The 16,339-nt window shown below is 61.7% G+C and carries 13 protein-coding genes and 2 pseudogenes; 6 read left to right on the forward strand and 9 right to left on the reverse strand.

Annotation, left to right across the window (positions count from 1 at the left end; genetic code table 11):
* The first annotated feature begins 50 nt into the window (after window positions 1-50).
* Window positions 51-791: a response regulator gene (locus GWC77_RS22850; protein ID WP_173260586.1), complete on the forward strand. Its 741-nt coding sequence runs from the start codon at window positions 51-53 to the stop codon at window positions 789-791.
* Window positions 788-2,089 (forward strand): annotated as a pseudogene (locus tag GWC77_RS22855) (ATP-binding protein); the annotation flags it as partial. The gene GWC77_RS22850 and the pseudogene GWC77_RS22855, both read left to right, overlap by 4 nt.
* 49 nt (window positions 2,090-2,138) lie before the next feature.
* Here GWC77_RS22855 and GWC77_RS22860 read toward each other — a convergent pair.
* The 5 genes from GWC77_RS22860 to GWC77_RS22880 all read right to left on the reverse strand — a co-directional run bounded on the left by GWC77_RS22860 (window position 2,139) and on the right by GWC77_RS22880 (window position 7,348).
* On the reverse strand, window positions 2,139-3,674 hold the full coding sequence (locus tag GWC77_RS22860; RefSeq protein WP_173260588.1) for an MFS transporter: 1,536 nt from the start codon (window positions 3,672-3,674) through the stop codon (window positions 2,139-2,141).
* Window positions 3,675-3,898: 224 nt separating this feature from the next.
* The gene (locus GWC77_RS22865; RefSeq protein ID WP_173260573.1) at window positions 3,899-4,354 is read right to left on the reverse strand and encodes a carboxymuconolactone decarboxylase family protein; all 456 of its coding nucleotides are present in this window, start codon (window positions 4,352-4,354) and stop codon (window positions 3,899-3,901) included.
* A 13-nt stretch (window positions 4,355-4,367) separates the two neighbouring features.
* Window positions 4,368-4,790, reverse strand: coding sequence for a cupin domain-containing protein (locus tag GWC77_RS22870; protein ID WP_173260590.1), 423 nt, complete (start codon window positions 4,788-4,790; stop codon window positions 4,368-4,370).
* A 116-nt stretch (window positions 4,791-4,906) separates the two neighbouring features.
* Window positions 4,907-6,328, reverse strand: a complete 1,422-nt coding sequence (locus tag GWC77_RS22875; protein WP_173260574.1) for a PLP-dependent aminotransferase family protein — start codon at window positions 6,326-6,328, stop codon at window positions 4,907-4,909.
* A 120-nt stretch (window positions 6,329-6,448) separates the two neighbouring features.
* The gene (locus GWC77_RS22880; protein ID WP_173260575.1) at window positions 6,449-7,348 is read right to left on the reverse strand and encodes an amino acid ABC transporter substrate-binding protein; all 900 of its coding nucleotides are present in this window, start codon (window positions 7,346-7,348) and stop codon (window positions 6,449-6,451) included.
* 504 nt (window positions 7,349-7,852) lie between these two features.
* Between GWC77_RS22880 and GWC77_RS22885 the strand changes: the two genes are divergently transcribed.
* Window positions 7,853-9,784 carry an SMP-30/gluconolactonase/LRE family protein gene (locus GWC77_RS22885; RefSeq protein WP_173260577.1) on the forward strand — a complete coding sequence of 644 codons (1,932 nt, stop codon included), beginning with the start codon at window positions 7,853-7,855 and terminating at the stop codon, window positions 9,782-9,784.
* Window positions 9,785-9,804: 20 nt separating this feature from the next.
* Window positions 9,805-9,999, forward strand: a complete 195-nt coding sequence (locus tag GWC77_RS22890) for a hypothetical protein (protein WP_173260578.1) — start codon at window positions 9,805-9,807, stop codon at window positions 9,997-9,999.
* A 27-nt stretch (window positions 10,000-10,026) separates the two neighbouring features.
* Here GWC77_RS22890 and GWC77_RS22895 read toward each other — a convergent pair whose 3' ends face one another.
* The 3 genes from GWC77_RS22895 to GWC77_RS22905 form a co-directional block, all read right to left on the reverse strand.
* Entirely contained in the window at window positions 10,027-11,529 is a 1,503-nt protein-coding gene (locus GWC77_RS22895) for a PepSY domain-containing protein (RefSeq protein WP_173260592.1), read from the reverse strand.
* 17 nt (window positions 11,530-11,546) lie between these two features.
* Entirely contained in the window at window positions 11,547-13,949 is a 2,403-nt protein-coding gene (locus GWC77_RS22900) for a TonB-dependent receptor (protein WP_173260580.1), read from the reverse strand.
* A gap of 78 nt (window positions 13,950-14,027) precedes the next feature.
* Window positions 14,028-14,393, reverse strand: coding sequence for a DUF2946 domain-containing protein (locus GWC77_RS22905; RefSeq protein WP_173260582.1), 366 nt, complete (start codon window positions 14,391-14,393; stop codon window positions 14,028-14,030).
* Between the two features lie 521 nt (window positions 14,394-14,914).
* Between GWC77_RS22905 and GWC77_RS22910 the strand changes: the two genes are divergently transcribed.
* On the forward strand, window positions 14,915-15,163 hold the full coding sequence (locus GWC77_RS22910; protein ID WP_173260594.1) for a DUF1488 domain-containing protein: 249 nt from the start codon (window positions 14,915-14,917) through the stop codon (window positions 15,161-15,163).
* A 139-nt stretch (window positions 15,164-15,302) separates the two neighbouring features.
* Entirely contained in the window at window positions 15,303-16,001 is a 699-nt protein-coding gene (locus tag GWC77_RS22915; protein WP_367949081.1) for a cation transporter, read from the forward strand.
* A 41-nt stretch (window positions 16,002-16,042) separates the two neighbouring features.
* Here the strand turns inward: GWC77_RS22915 and GWC77_RS22920 are convergent.
* Window positions 16,043-16,213 (reverse strand): annotated as a pseudogene (locus tag GWC77_RS22920) (LysE family translocator); the annotation flags it as partial.
* Between the last annotated feature and the right edge of the window lie 126 nt (window positions 16,214-16,339).

The raw sequence follows: 16,339 nt of genomic DNA on the forward strand, positions 1-16,339 counted from the left end.
GCCCATGATCCTCGCGCGGCAACGCGTGCTCATGAGGTGACCCGCACATGATCGAGCACATCGATCACATCCTGATCGTCGATGACGACCGCGGCATTCGCGAGCTTGTCGGAACGTATCTCGAGAAACAGGGCATGCGGGTGACGCTTGCGGCGAACGGCCGTGAGATGCGCGCCCGGCTCGAGGACGGCGCGCCGGATTTGATCGTGCTCGATCTGATGTTGCCCGGCGAAGATGGACTCGCGTTGTGTCGCGAGCTGCGGGTCGGCAAATTCCGCGCGGTGCCTGTTGTCATGTTGACCGCGCGCGACGAGGAAGCCGATCGTATCCTCGGGTTGGAAATGGGCGCCGACGATTATCTACCGAAGCCGTTCGCCGTCCGGGAGTTGCTCGCGAGGATTCGCTCGGTGCTGCGCCGAACGCGGATGTTGCCGCCCGGCATGCAGGTCACCGAGACGGCTCAGATGCTCGCTTTCGGAGATTGGCGGCTCGACACCACCGCGCGTCATCTGCTGGATGCACAAGGAACGATGGTTGCGCTCAGTGGCGCCGAATACCGGTTGTTGCGTGTGTTTCTCGACCATCCTCAGCGGGTATTGACGCGCGATCAATTGCTCAACCTGACTCAAGGGCGGCAGGCCGATCCATTCGACCGCTCGATCGACTTGCTCGTGAGCCGTTTGCGTCAGCGTTTGCGCGACGTGGCGCGCGAGCCGCGGTACATCAAGACGCTGCGCAGCGAGGGGTATGTTTTTGCCTCGTCGGTCGCCGCCGTTGGCGAGGCATCATGAGGCCGTGGCGCGCCTGCGGATGGCCACGCACATTATTCGCACGGCTCGCGTTGATACTCTGCATCGGCATTGCTGTTGCGCAGGTCCTCTCTTTCTGGCTGACCATGACCGAGCGCGATCAAGCCACGACGAACCTGATGATGGGTTACATCGAGCGCGAAGTCGCGAGCTCGGTTGCATTGCTCGATCACCTGCCGGCCGCCGAGCGCGAGGCGTGGCTACCGCGGCTCGCTCGGCGCAGTTATCAGTTCCAACTGGGTCCCGGTGTGGCCGGAGGGCCGGTGGATGCGCGGCTTTCGGCAAATGTCGAGCGATCGATTGCCGACGGAATCGGCCATGCCTATCCGGTTTCCGCCAATGCGGTGCCGGGCGATAGCGAGCATATTCAGGTTCATTTGAAGCTGACCGACGGTACGCCGCTGACGATCGATATTCATCCGATGTCGGGCATACCGCTTTCGGGATGGCTGCCGGTCGTGCTCGTCTTGCAACTCGCGGTGCTGGCCGCGTGCTGCTGGCTCGCGGTGCGGCTCGCCACGCGGCCGCTTCATGCGCTCGCGCGCGCGGCGGATACGCTCGGTCCCGATCTGAAGGCGGACCGGTTGCCGGAAGATGGGCCGTCCGAGGTCGCATTGGCCGCGCGGGCCTTCAACGCGATGCAGGATCGCATTGCCACCTATACGGCTGAACGGATGCAGATTCTGGCAGCCATTTCGCACGATCTGCAAACGCCGATTACGCGTATGCGGTTGCGTATCGATGTGATGGAGGACGAAGGCGAATCCGGCAAGCTCAGACAAGATCTCGCGGAGATGGAGGCGCTGGTCAAAGAGGGCGTTGCCTACGCGCGCACGCTGCACGGTGCCAGCGAGCCGGCCTGCCGTGTCGATCTCGATGCGTTGCTCGATAGCCTGGTCTGCGATTATGTCGATGCGGGCAAGAACGTGGCATGCGCGCGCCGCCTCGCGGCTTCGGTGGTCACGCGGCCCCAGGCGCTGCGGCGTGTCGTCGGCAATCTCGTCGATAACGCGCTGAAGTTTGCCGGGGCGGCGCAGATCGATGTGGCGATCACGACCGACGGCCGAGTGGAGATTTCGGTGCTGGATCGAGGTCCCGGTATTCCCGACGAGTCGCTCGAGGTTGTCTTCCAACCGTTTTATCGGCTCGAGACGTCGCGCAATCGCGGCACGGGCGGTACCGGGCTAGGGCTTGCGATCGCGCGGCAGCTTGCACAGGCGATGGATGCGGTGCTCGTGCTGCGCAATAGGAGCGGCGGCGGATTGGAGGCGGCGATTACTTTCGAAGGGGGCGTTGATCGAGCCAGTGCGCCAATTCGAACTCAATCGCTCACGCGGCCTGGCGATTCGGCACCGTCTCCGCATGCCTGAATCGGATGTGCGCGATTCGCTTGACCAGATACACCGCACACAATGCGGCGCACCCAGCGATGGCGATGCCGATATGGAGCGCGTGCACGAGCACACGGCGCGTGGCATCGACGAGCGCGCCGCCATCGAGTCCGGCCGCATGAAGTTCGCCGAGCATCGCCTCGCGCAGGTTGGCATCGACTAGAACGCGAGGGTCCGATAGACGCGGCAGCCATTGCGTCGCGACCTTCGGGCCCAGCGTCTGCAACGCATCGCTCACGCCTGACGCATAGCTATGAGTGACGATCGTCGCCAGAATGCTCGTGCCGAGCATGCCGCCTACCATGCGCGTCGATTGCAGCAGCGCCGTCGCAATGCCTAGGCGATCTCGCCCAGCGATTTCCTGCGCGAAAACGTTGAGGTTGTTCAAGATGAACCCCAGCCCGATACCCACGGCTGACATCGAGATTTCAAGCCACATATGCGGCGTGCGGGGCGTAGCGAACGCGAGAGCCGCGGATGCCGCCACCAGCAGACTGTAACCGATCGTCAGCACGAGTGTCGGGCGCGGCAAACGGACCACGATCCGGGTGTTGATGACGCTGCCGATTGCGATGCATGCGGCAATCGGCGTGGCAAGCAAACCCGCTTGCTGTGGCGAAAGCCCGAAGCCGCCTTGCAGCAACAGCGGTGCAAAAAAGATCAGTGAGAACATCACGAAGCCGGACAGCGTCGAAAGCGTGAAGAGCGTGACGAGTTGCGGATCGCGAAACAGGTCGAGCGGCACGATCGGATGCGTCGCGCGGCGCTCGCAAATCAGTAAGGCCGCCGCGAGCACGGCGACCGCACCGGCTAGCGCGACATTACCCGTTGTCAGGCCGTCTTTGGGAAGCGCTTCGATGAGCGTCTGAAATCCGCCGAGCACGAGCGCTACGAGCAGCGCACCACTCCAATCGATCTTGACTGCACCTTGGCGCTCGCGGCGGTAATAAGGCAAGTGACGCCAGATGAAGTAAAGCGCGAGCGCGCCCACTGGAAGATTCACGAAGAATGTCGAGCGCCAGCCGAAATCCTGGCTGAGCCAGCCGCCCAGCGATGGCCCGGCGGCGGTGCCGATCCCATACGCGGCCGCCATGACGACTTGCCATCGTACTCGTGCGTGCGGGTCGGGGAACAGATCGGGGATGGAGGCAAACGCGGTGCCGACCATCATCCCGCCGCCGACCCCTTGCAGCGCGCGGGCGATGGCGAGCATTCGCATGTCGGTGGCAAGCCCGCAAAGGACGGACGCGCCGGTGAAGACGAGCACTGCGGCGATGACGAACCGCTTGCGGCCGAAATAATCGCCGAGGCGGCCAAATACGGGGACAGTAACGACCGATGCGAGCAGATAGGCGCTGGCGATCCACGCGTAGAACTCGAATCCCTGGAGTTCCGCGACGATCGATGGCAAGGCGGTGCTGACGACGGTCTGGTCCAGGGCGACGAGCATGTTGACGAGACCGATGCCGAGCATCGCGAACAGTGCGTCCCGGAAGGGCAAGGGGGTGGCGGAGGGGTTCAAGGCGGGGAGGGGCGGCGTCACGTGCGTACGGGAAAACGTGACGATAGCCCGGCGCGGGCCCGGTTGCAACCGGTTCCATCGAGTTTCCGGGGCCCACTTCTTCAAGCGTAACGGGGTTTCACCGCGGGGGTTTCCGGGCGCCTGGAGACGAGCGCCACGGAACCCAGCCACGCGTTTCATTGCTCCAGCACAGCCTGAGGCGTATTCCGGAAGCTGATCGCCATGCGGTTATATGTGTTCATCAAGCCGATGGCGATTGTCAGATCGACGAGTTCGCGTTCATCGAACACCGCACGTGCGGCCTGGTAGTCCTGCTCGGGCACACCGGTCTGGGCGACGCGTGTGACCGATTCGGCCCAGGCAAGGGCGGCGCGCTCGCGTTCGTCGAATAGATTGCCGGCTTCGGCCCACGCCTGTACCAGCGCGAGCTTTTCGACCTTTACGCCTTTTTTCTGCAGGTCGCGGGTGTGCATGTCGAGGCAATACGCACAGTTGTTGATCTGCGAAACGCGAAGATAGACGAGATCGACGAGAACGGGCGAGAGGCTGCTCTGCATGATGTAGCCGTAGACACCGCCGAGGGCTTTGACGCCCGCCGGTGCGATCTGGGCGTAGTCGAGGCGCTTGCTCATCTGTCGACTCCTTTTACTTGAGAGGGGTGGTAAGGGCCTTGTCGCCGCTGTCCACCACGAATACCGCAAGCAATTTCGCGGGCGCAGTGCTGCTCGCATTGCGGCTTACACGATGAACGGCGCCGGGCTCCTCGAAGAAACTTTCGCCGGCATGGTAGACGCGCTTCGGGCCGTCGTTGACCTGCGACTCGATGGCGCCGGACACGACATAGGCATAAATGAAAGCGGACTTGGCATGAACGTGCGCCGACGACGCCGCGCCGGGGGCATAGTCGACGACGACGGCGGTCAGCGATTTGCCGGGAATATTGGGGATGGCATGCTGAAAGTTCGGCGTCACAGTCACGCCCGCGTCGCGAGCGGCAGCCGGCAGGGCGATGGCAAAAGTGAGCGCGAGACCCGCGCACATTGCAGCGACGATCGGTCGTATTTTCATAACAGGTTCTCCTTGATGTGCTTGCATTGTGATTGCGCGCTGGGCCATCGGGAAGGACCAAAAACGAACAGTTTTGATGAACCATGATGCGATGCGCGGGCCCGTTGGCGAGTTCGTCAGCGTCGCTCATGAACCAATTCGACGAGCCGGCGACAGTGGGCAACCATCGTTCGTTCATTGAGATTGGTCACACCCAGAAGCAGCCCTTGCTGCCGGGGAGGGTTCATGAACCATGGGGAGAGAGGAACGGGCGCCAAACCGAATTGCAGCGCGCGTAAAGCGATATCCACGTCGGACGCGGAATCGGGAACAGACATCACGACGGCCGTGCCCGCGGCCGCCCGGATTTTCACCGAGCTCGGCGCCACCTCGTTCAGGCAACGAAGCAAGGCGTCGCGTTGCGCTGCGTAAAGGCGCTTCATACGGCGAATGTGGCGAAGATAGTGGCCCTCGCGCAAGAATTCCGCTACCGCGTGCTGCATGAACGCCGCGGGGGCCGGCGCGAGGCATGCCGTGATATCGCCGAATCGACGCACCATTTCGAGCGGGACTACGAGAAAGCCCAAACGAAGCACCGGGCTGATGGTCTTACTGAAGGTGCCGACATGCAGCACGCGCCCGTCCTGATCCAGCGATGCAAGGGCTGGCGCGGCCCGTCCCTGCAACTGCAACTCGCTCAGATAATCGTCCTCGATGATCCAGGCGTCGTTTCGCCGAGCCCATGCGAGCAACGCGAGCCGACGGGAAAGCGACATGGCCATTCCGAGCGGCGCTTGTTGGCCCGGTGTGACGACTGCGAGGGCGGATTGTGCGGATTGTGCCGACTGTCGAATGCCCGCATCGACGTCGAGTCCATCGGCATCGACGGGAACGGCTGTCACAGTCATTCCCGCCAAGCCCAATGCGGTGCGCGTCAGCGGAAAGCCGGGATCCTCCATCCACGCGACCTTGCCCTCGACACCGAGTCCGCGTATCGCGAGGCCGAGCGCACCGGAAAAGCCTGCCGTGATGAAAACCTGAGAGGGATTGCATCGGAGGCCTCGTGCAACGCCGAGATAAGCTGCGATTTCCCTTCGAAGGTCAGGATCGCCGCGGGGATCGGGGTATCCGACGGGCGCCACCGCGGTTTGCCGTGCCGCGCGCGTGAGCACGCGCGACCATAGCTTGAACGGGAAGGCTTCCTGCGACGGGACACCCATTTGAAATGCCGCTGGCGCCGCGCCGAATTCATGGAACAGATCGGGGAGCGGCGGTGCGTCGGGGGTCCAGCCGGGCGTTGGGGCGAGAGGTGGGCGATCCGCTATCCGCGTACCGGCTGCCCCCAAGGCGACTGCGAACTGCTCATCGATGAGCCGATCGTAGGCAGCGCGTACCGTGCCCCGGGAAACGCCCAGCTTCGCCGCCAAATCGATCCAGGAAGGCAGACGCGCGCCGGCGGCGAGTTGTCCCGACTCTATCGCGTGACGAATTGCGCGATAGATCTGCGCAGACAGCGGAGTGCTTGCCGAACGATCGAGGCCAATGGGGAGGGGTGTCATGTCCGATCATGGTGCATCCTGGATGTTCAATCTTGGCACTGTTTGATGGCCCAAGTGAAGTATAGATTGCGATCCATGGGTAATCGAGCGGCGGAGGTGACTATGTCAACGGCCCCCGGCTCAGCGTTCGGGACGATCGCTGCGCTCGCGCAGGTTCGCCCGAAGCCGCGCGCTCATCGGCATGTCGAGCCGCGCACCGTTGGGCGGTATGGGCTCGCGGAACCACTTGTCGTAAAGCCGCTCGAACTCGCCCGAGCGCGTCAGTCGGGACATCGCGCCATCGACGACACGCTTGAACTCCGGATCGTTCTTGCGAAACATGCAGGCGTAGGGCTCTATTTGGAGCGTTTCGCCGACCACTTCGAACAACTCCGGTTGTTTCGCGTTCGCTTTCATGCCGTAGAGCAACACGTCGTCGAGCGCCAGCGCCTCGGCGCCATCGTCTTCGAGCACGTGCAGTGCATCGCTGTAGTCCTTGCCCGGGACGACGGTCAACGCCAAGCCGTGTTCGCTCGCGTATTGCTGAATCACTTTCTCGTTCGTGCTGCCAGCCACCGTGGCTACGCGTTTGCCGGCCAGGTCCTCGTAGCGCGTGACGTTCGACGATTTTTTGACCAACACCCGTGTACCCGCGTAGAAGAAGTTGGTCGAGAAGGCGACGTCCTTGCCACGTGCCGCGTTGTTCGTCGTCGATCCGCATTCGAGGTCGTAGGCCCCTTGCACGAGCAGCGGAATGCGGTTCTGGCCAGTGACAGGAATGCGGGCGACGGCCAAGTCAGGCATGCCGAGTTTGTTGCGTATGTCGTCGACGATTGCCTCAGTGAGGTCCACCGAGAAGCCCACCGGCTTCGAAGGTGTGAGCAGATAACTGAACGGAACCGCTGCCTCGCGGTACGAGACAGTGATCTTGTGTTCATGGGCGATCTTTTCGAGCGTCTGCGCCGTTGCGGGTAATGGCGTGATGGCGGCAATGCATGCCGCTGCGAGTACTGCGGAGGTCATCGACGGTGCGATCTTCATGGTCTCCTCGCTGAGATGTGGTCGTGCGCGTCACACTCGCATTTACATGCACATCTCAATGTAGATCTCCTCGGCCCGAGCGGATTGACGCAGGTCAACGCAGGAACGAGCGCTTCGCACGCGCTCTGTTCGGTCGCCAACGCTTGCTCGCCATGCACGTTCGACGACTACATCGTTTGCGATGCCTGCGATCTGCGTGACGGTCGAGCCGCTATCGCCCGGCGAATTGTTGAACTCCCGCGTGTTTCCTCATACCATCGACTTATTCCGGCGCACCGAGGACGGACAGCAATCTTTGGGCCACGGTGACGAGGAATGAAGTTCCTATTTCGTCTCGATTCAATGAAGCCGTTCTGGCCCTGTCACGTGTCGACGATGCGCTCGACCTGACACGGGCATCGCCAGATTGTTTCCAAGTACCTCCCCACCGATCGCGGATTGCGAGACATCTGCTGATCGGCCGTCCATGAGATTTGATCCCCCACACCTAGGAGAGCATCAGGCATGGCAGGAAGAAGAATCCGCGCAACCCTCCTCGCCGCGACGATCGCGACAATTGCACCGGCTTGTCAGGCAGGCAACGCCATCGACTGGCTGGCAAATACCTATGGCGCTCTTGCAACCCACGTGGGTAATACGGCCCGTTCGATGTGGGTTTCACCCGAAGGCGACATCTATACGTCCTCCATGTGGGACGAATCGGAAGGCGGCGTCGCGATCTATCGGAACGGCAAGAGCCTCGGCTCGATCGGCGCGCACAACGAATTTCAGGGTGGAGCGATCACGGGTAACGCGACCTCGATCTTCGCAGCGCTGCAGCTCGGCAAGTCGTACGGAAGCGGCGCGGTGGGACGATACAACCGCATCACGAAGACTCGCGATCTCTTGATCAAGGTGAGCGCGTCGGACAACCTGCCTCGGGTCGACGTCATTACCGGACTCGCCACGGCGGGTTCGCTTCTCTATGCGAGCGACTTTTATGGCGACCGAGTCCGGATCTTCACGACCGACGGCGTCTGGCGGCGCGACATCAATGTGCCGAGCCCGGGCGCGCTCGCGGTGGATCGCGCAAGCAACGTCTGGGTCGCGCAGAAGAGTTCGGGCACGATCGTCGAGTTCAGTCCGACCGGCGCGCTGCTGAATACGATCCGAATGCCTGCCGGGTCACGGCCGTCTGCGCTGTATTTCGATGCATCATCGCGACAGCTCTTGGTCGGCGACGAGGGGCCCGACATGAACGTCAAGCGCTACGACATCTCGGGCAGGCCGACGCTGGCCGGCACATTCGGCATCCAGGGCGGCTACCTCGACACCACTTCCGGCACCAAGGGCGAGGTCGGCGCGAAGCGCTTCACGCGCGTTGCCGGCATCGGCAAAGATGCCGCCGGCAATCTCTATGTACTCAACAACCCGTGGGGCGGCACCTGGGACCTCGGACGCGACGGCGGTACCGATATTCACGCCTACAGCGCTGCGGGCGATCTGCAGTGGAGGCTTCAGTCCCTCAACTTCGAGGGCCTTGCCGTGCCCGACCCAGGCACTGACGGCACCTTGTTTTATGGCGGCACCAACATCTATGGAGGCCGCGCCGGCGGCACGTTCGTCGCGAATACTGTCGATCCGATCGCTTATCCGTCCGATCCGAGAATCAACATGGACGATACGGCACGCGGCGAGCACTTCGGCCAACTTGCCACGGTCGGCACGAACCGGATTCTCGTAGCCACCAGCCAGAATCCCGGCACCTTCTACTTTTTCCACTTCAACGCAGCGAACGGCTACATCGCCATACCGGACGCTTCGATTCCGGGCCCGGCGTTCAATACGACACGGCCCGTCAAAAACGGATTCTGTATCGACGGCAAAGGGGACGTTTGGGCCGGACTGGATCAGACCGGCTACATCCACCATTACCCGCTGACCGGCTTCGACGCCGACGGCAAACCGACGTGGGGAGCCGGTGTTTCGATTCGCATTCCTAAGAGCGTTCAGCCGTTGCGGCGCATCGTCTACCTCGCGGACAGCGACACCATGATTCTCGGACAAGGGCTCGTCGACAGTACGGACTGGACGGTGTTGGGCACGAGGTTCGAGGTCTATCACGGCTGGAAAGCAGGTAACACCACGAGACCCGATCCGGTGATCAACCTCACAAACCCCGGCGCCAGATCGATCGCCGCGGCAGGCAGTTATCTCTTCGTCGGCTACTGGTTCGACAGCAATGGAAAAGCGCTGCCGGATATCGACGCCTTCAATCTCGCCACAGGAAAGCTCGATGCGACGCTGAGCAACACGAGTAACGGTGCGATGGACGCCAGCAGTGCTGTGGATTCGATGTATGGCATCAGCGCGTACCTTCGCTCGACGGGCGAGTATGTCGTCACTAAAAACAACGTCAAGGCCAACAGCATTACTGTTTATCGTTGGACACCTTGACCGTGTGACGTTCCACGTCGATGGTTCGAACGCGGCTGCCCGCGCGGGGCGCCGAGCGCCTGCTCGACGCAATGCTCGAATCGTTTCGCACGCGTGTCGACGAAACGTTCAACGCAGTCCTGCGCGTCGCGACGCCCGACGCGGGAGAGATGCGCCTGCTCGACTGGATACATGCCATGCCGATCGACGAGATGTCGCGGGCGCGCGCCTGCTGAGGCGCGAGGCATAGCAATAGGCCACTCTCAGTTGCGCATTTCAATCGACGCTTCCGAGTCGGCGCCGGCTGCGCGCCCGAACAGGAAGCGATCGACCAGCGCAACCACGATGAGCGTCACACCCATCAGCGGAAACACGATGCCAAGCACGACGAGCGCGGCGCACCATCCGCGAATCGATGCACGCGGGCGTTCGCGGGCCGGCGCACCGAGTGTGCCCGACGGCCGACGCTTCCACCACATCACGCAGCCCGTCAGAGCCAGCGCGGCCAACCCGAGCGAAAGCGCCGAGCAAACGATCTGGTTCGCAAGGCCGAAGTAGCGGCCCATATGCAGTGACGTGCCGTATGACACCGCTTTGCCGATGGCGCCATAATCGCGGTAGCGGATGTCTTTCAGCACTTCACCACTGTACTGATCGATATAAATCGTGCGCTCGAGTTTCGGATCGGCAGGAAAATACGACACGGTATAAACCCCTTCGGGCGAGCGCGGTAGCGCAATGTCGTAGCCATTCGTGAGTCCCTTCGCGGCCATCTGCGCAACGATTCGGGCGAGCGATAGCGGCGTGGCGCCGGGCGCACCGGCATCGGGCGCGTTCGGCACATGCACAGCGCCGACTGCCCACGGCACCCGCGGTAACGGCATATCGTCCATCGTCATGCCTGGCATCGAATCCATGCTGGACGAAGATGCATCGCGAGGTGCGGCGGCCGCGGAAGCGGCCAACTGTCCCGGCACGCCCGAGCGCAATCGCATACCACCCCACGCACCCGGTGGGGAGCCAAGGTTGGCGCTGGTGGCCAGCGCCTTGAACTGCTTTCCCCATGAACCGGTCCACGGCAGGCCAGTCGCGATGAACGCGAATGCGCCGATGGCCAGCCAGATACCGAGCGTCGCATGGATGGTCTTCCATAGCGGCCGCCCGCGGCGTGTCAAGTCAGGTACCAGCGCGGCGCGCAGGGCAGCGGCAGTGCCCTCCCCCACACGTTCGCGCGGCCACCATAACGCGATACCCGTGCCGATCATCACGAGCGTCCAGCATGCGACGAGCTCCATCAGCAGCTCGCCCGGTTTGCCGAGCAGCAGCTTGCGGTGAATCATTCGATCGACCTGCATGAAGCGACGATCGACATCGAGCGTACCGAGCACGACGCCGTCGTAAGGGTTCACGTAGACGCTTTCGCTGCGGCCATTCGGCAGCCTGAAAATGAACTCGGCGCTGCGCTCGGCGCTTGCGGCGATGCGCGCGGTCGTCGCTACCGCTTCGGGCGGCATGGCAACGCGAGCCTTGGCAAGCAAAGCGTCCTCGCTCAAGCGAGCCGCAGGGCTGGGCGTCACTACGAGCCGATGCGGATAGAGCAGCGGTTCGATCTGCGGCTGAAAACAATAGATCGTGCCGGTGATGGCCAACACCACGAGAAACGGCATGACGAACAAGCCCGCATAGAAATGCCAGCGCCAAAGCGTGCGGTATCCACGGCTGGAATTCGTGGAGGCCGGCATTGCGCGAACGATGGTTGGGACAATGGACACAGGTGCCTCCTTTACATGCGCAGCCGGCCTTCGATATAGAAGGTGCGGCCGGGGTAGGGGTGATAGACGAAGTAGCGGGCGTCGAAGAGGTTGTCGACGCCGACGCCGATTTCACTGAGCTTGGTCGGATGGAACGTGAACTTGGCGTCCGCGACGGTAAAAGTGCTGGTGCCACCGAATACGTTCGGGTTCGAATCGGTGTTGGTCAGCGTGTTGTACTCGCGGCCTGAGTAGCGGGCCGCGAGCGTCACCGCATAGCGTTCGCCGACGCGATAGGTCGCCGCGAGATTCGCGCGCCAGAGCGGAATCCGGTAGAAGTACTTGCCGACCGTCGCCGGGTTTTGCGCATTGGCCAGAATCTTCGATTGCGTGTAAGCCACACTGGCAATCAAATCGAGGCCGTGCACGACGACATCCTCTCCCTGATAACCGAGCTCGACACCGCGGGAGCGAACCTTGCCGATATTCTGGAAGCTCGTGACGTTCGGAATGATGGTCGTATCGGTCTGACTGAAGATCGTGTTTTTGACATCGTCCTGAAAGAGCGACAGCCGGAAGAGTCCGTTCCAATGCGCCCATTCCGCGGCCAGCTCCTTCGATAGGTCGTCCTCGGGTTGCAAATTCGGATTGTTGTTGACGATCGACGAGCCGCTGATCTTTCCTTGAAACAGCTCGCTGACCGTGGGAAATCGATAGGCACGCCCGATCGAAGCGCGCAGCGTCAGCTCATCCGTCACATCGAGCGATAGCGACGCTTTCGGCGAAAAACGGTGCTGGTCGGCGCCGGGATATGGAACGTTGGTGCCCGCTAGCGCTTGCGCGCCGTTGTATGCCTGCCAGTCTTCATAACGTAAGCCGTAGACGAATTTCCACCGCGGTGCAAGACGCCATGCGTCCTGCGCGTAGACGGCCTGCGTTTGCGTGCGCCCCTTGAACGAGTTGGCAAAGCTCTGGGCGCTGCCATCGCGCCAGTTGGGCGTATTGAACGTTTCGTTATCGAGGAAGTAGTCGTCGTTGTGATAACCGAATGCGAGCGCGTGATTCGCGAGACCGGGCAACGGGGATGGCGGCGTCCAAGTCGCTTTCAAATCGAGCGTTTTCCAGCCGGTTCCATCGCCGAACGTCACGGTACCTGAGCCATTACCAGGGCCGCCGGCGTTGGCCAGTCGTGCGACACCGTTCGATACGTCGTAATACGATGCGATCGCTTCGCCATTCCAGCCGCTTGCGTTGCGCGTTTTCAGCGAGAGGCCGTACAGCCAGTTCTCGCTCCATCCGAGGCTGGGTGCAAGCGCGGATGCCGGGACGTCGTATTCGTATCCTCCGATGTCGACGCGCCCGCTATAGACGGGGCTGCCATGCCCATCGAAGAGAAACGTGGAGGTCTGGCTGTTGTACGTCCGATGCCAGTAGCCGAGCGTGAACGCCCCCTGCAAGGTCGGCGTGAAGTCGTATTGCAGTTTGAGCTTGAGCTGGTCCTGTACGGTGTGCTCGATGCCTTCGCCGTTCACGCCGATCACCGTAGTGGGCGCATTCGTCTGATTGTTGTAGAAGTAAGCGCCGGTTACCGGAACATCGCCCGGCTTTGCCGGCGTGGTCGATTGCGCGAGCGTCGCGAACTGCAAGGGTTGACTGGTATTGTCGAGGTGATTCGCGCCGATGAAAAACGAGAACTTGCCGATGCGATTTCCGATCGACGTACTTGCCTCGCTGCCGTTGAAATTCCGATTCACACCGTAGAGGCTGAAATGCTGCGTGAACGCTTTGACGTCCGCGTCGGCCTCGAATCGAGAGGGCATGCGCGTCGTGATGAGCACCGTCGCGCCGAGCGAGTTGCCCGGGTAAAGCGCGGAAAACGGTCCGTAAACGACATCGACTTGGCGGATTTCCGCCGGATACACCATCGACCAACGGGGCGGAAACGAGTAGCTGTTGCCGAGCAAATTCGATAGCAGCAGCCCATCCGCATAGAGGAGGCCGCGCGCGCTTTGCGCATTGCTCGTGCCGCGCACTGCGATGATCGAGTTCAAGTCGCCGATGAAACGCTTGCGCACTGCGAGGTTCGGCATCTGCTTCAGCACGTCCTCGGTGTTGACGACGTTCCAGTTCCCGAACTGCTCGGGGGTGACGGATTCGACCGTACCGGGGGCATTCGGAACGGCGGTGGGGCCTAGGCGAGCATCGTCGGCCGTTGCGCTGATGGTAATAGGGGGCAGAACTGTCGCACCGCGTTCGATGCCCGATGCGGGTGGAATTGGGTGGGCCTGCTCAGCGTTCGAATCCAAGCCCGGATTGACGTCGGTTGCCGCAAAGGCCGACGGTGCGACAAGCGAAATGGGCAACAGTCCGAACGTGACGAACCGTGCATGGCGGCGCGTGCGAACGCGCAGCCTTCGCGATGCGAAGTACCGCATGGAATTTTCCTGAAGTCGTTGAACGAACAGCCGCGCGCGTTCGACCGGCGCGTCGGATTGGCTGCGAGTGACGGAAATTCAGGAGCGGACGGGTGGGGCGCGGGGTCTACCGGATGGGAACGCGCCGAGAGGCGTAAAGCGGACGGACAGCGTAGGGATAGCCGATATTGCGACAACCGTAACAAATAGAAGTAGCGATTGCGGCGGTGCCGGTATCGTCGTGTGATTGGCCATCAGATCGCAATAGCCGCAGGCCGCCAGCGGATCGGCATGTGTGACATGGGCGGAATCGCCTGCAGGCTGCGTCGCCGAGCAGAGCACGGCATTCGGATCGTCCCGATGCGCGGCGACAACCAACTGGCTCACGATTGGGGCGAGCACGATGAGCCACATGGCAACGAGGCCAAGCCATGCGGTCAGGTGGTTGCGGGATCGTAAAGTCATGGTCTGAAGGCTGGACGACGCGCAGGGAGTTTACCCTCTGTTTCGTTGGACGGAAAGCGCGTCGCGCCGTACACTGAGACACCTATATAGAAGGAGGCCATCATGAGCAAAGCCCACGACGCCAAAAAGACGGAGAAGAAAGTGGCCACCAAGACGCCAAAGGAAAAGAAAGACGCAAAGAAGCTGAAGAAGGAGGCTTCGAAGCGTCAGTGATATCGCCAGGCCGGAGTGCCACCAGGTAAATAAAGACGTCGGTGTCAGCCAAAGGGTATACAGTGGGGAGACTGGCCGCCGACGCGTGGCCTCCTGCTTCAGGACGTCATCATGCAATCGCGACTCAAACGTGCTCCGGCTGGAATTCCCAGACAGAGCCAGGACGCCATCGAACGCAGCACACGTGCGCATATCCTCGAGACTGCGGATGCAGCCAGAGCCGAGCAGCGACGCCTCAGTGACGCTGCGATCGACTCCAATGCGAGCAAGTGGCGCTACTCGGCTGTGCCGCCGAAAGCCTGACCATCATGCTTCAATTTCCCAATCCGAGCCGTAGCTACGATGCCTCCCGGCATTGCGTTTGTTTCTGGGGCTACGACAATTCGCGGGAAATTACCTTCATGGTCGACGACGCCATGCTCAGAAGCCTGCAGCCAGGCGTGGGCTCCGACGAGCGCTCGGTGCTTGGCGTCTTTGACGAGTTCCGCGACAAGGTTCTCGAAATGGCGTTGAAGCAGTATGTCCCCGGTCCGCAGAATCGATATTCGATTTCGTGAGCTTCTCGCTTCTCGCAAGAATGTTCGCAGAAGCTAGTTGATATTCCCCTCTGCTTCGTCTGCTATTCCTCGAGTCGTCTGATACGCTTCCGGTTCATTCAAACACGTCTTGCGCCGATTGAATGGGTAGCGATCATGGTTGACCCTGTCGTGGTTAAAGGTTCGCGATACGCTCTTCGGCATTCATCGGGAGGCTGCCATGCCGGGAGACTGCTGTCACCAATCTGACGACCGGCCGGACCCGCAGCGAGGCGACTATCGCAGACTGCTTTGGATCGCGCTGGCTATCAATTGCATCATGTTCGCCGTGGAAGTATTGTCGGGCGTCCGTGGTGGATCGGTGTCGCTGCTGGCGGATTCGCTGGACTTTCTTGGCGACGCGGCCAACTACGGTATCAGCCTCGTCGTGTTGAGTTCGAGCATAGGCGCTCGCGCGCGAGCATCCCGAGTCAAGGCGGCATCGATGCTGGCCTTCGGCGTTTGGGTATTCGGGCTGGCCTCCTGGCACTTGGTCACAGGCCGGGTGCCGAGCGTGCCGACGATGGGGATCGTCGGAACGGTTGCGCTTCTCGCGAACGGTCTCGTGGCCGGGCTGCTCTTCCGGTACCGGGCCGGCGACAGTAATATGCGTAGCGTCTGGCTGTGCACGCGTAACGACGTGCTCGGGAACGTCGCGGTTCTGCTGGCTGCGCTCGGGGTGTTCGGGACTGGGTCTGCTTGGCCGGACCTTGCGGTGGCGGCAATCATGTCGACGCTTGCCATAACGTCCGCGGCGAACATTCTTCGCCAATCCGGATCTGAACTACGAGATCATGCCAAGCGATATGAAAATTCGTGAAATCAGTGCCGCTTTCCCGAGTGCAGTCATAGGCCAATGGCTTATCGATGTTGGGTAGCGACTTTCAGTCCCAGCGATATGAAGATGGAGCCCACGATTTTTCCTTGCCAACGGCTGATCCAGGAGAGTCGCTTCACAACCCGGCCCAATGGTCGAATCGAAAGTGCGAGAAGCGTCGTATATAGCGAACTCAAGACGACGAAAATAAGTCCGCCTCTTTTGAATTCCGAGTGGGTGATGTTAGCGGGTCAAGGGCGGGCGTAAGCCCGGCGCAGCGAACCCTTGAGGCGCTCTGAATCGACAAGCTGAGGTATGGCTGGTTGCGGCAGAATGCGGCA

Origin of the sequence: Paraburkholderia sp. NMBU_R16 (genome assembly GCF_013282575.1) — a bacterium.
GTDB lineage: Bacteria > Pseudomonadota > Gammaproteobacteria > Burkholderiales > Burkholderiaceae > Trinickia.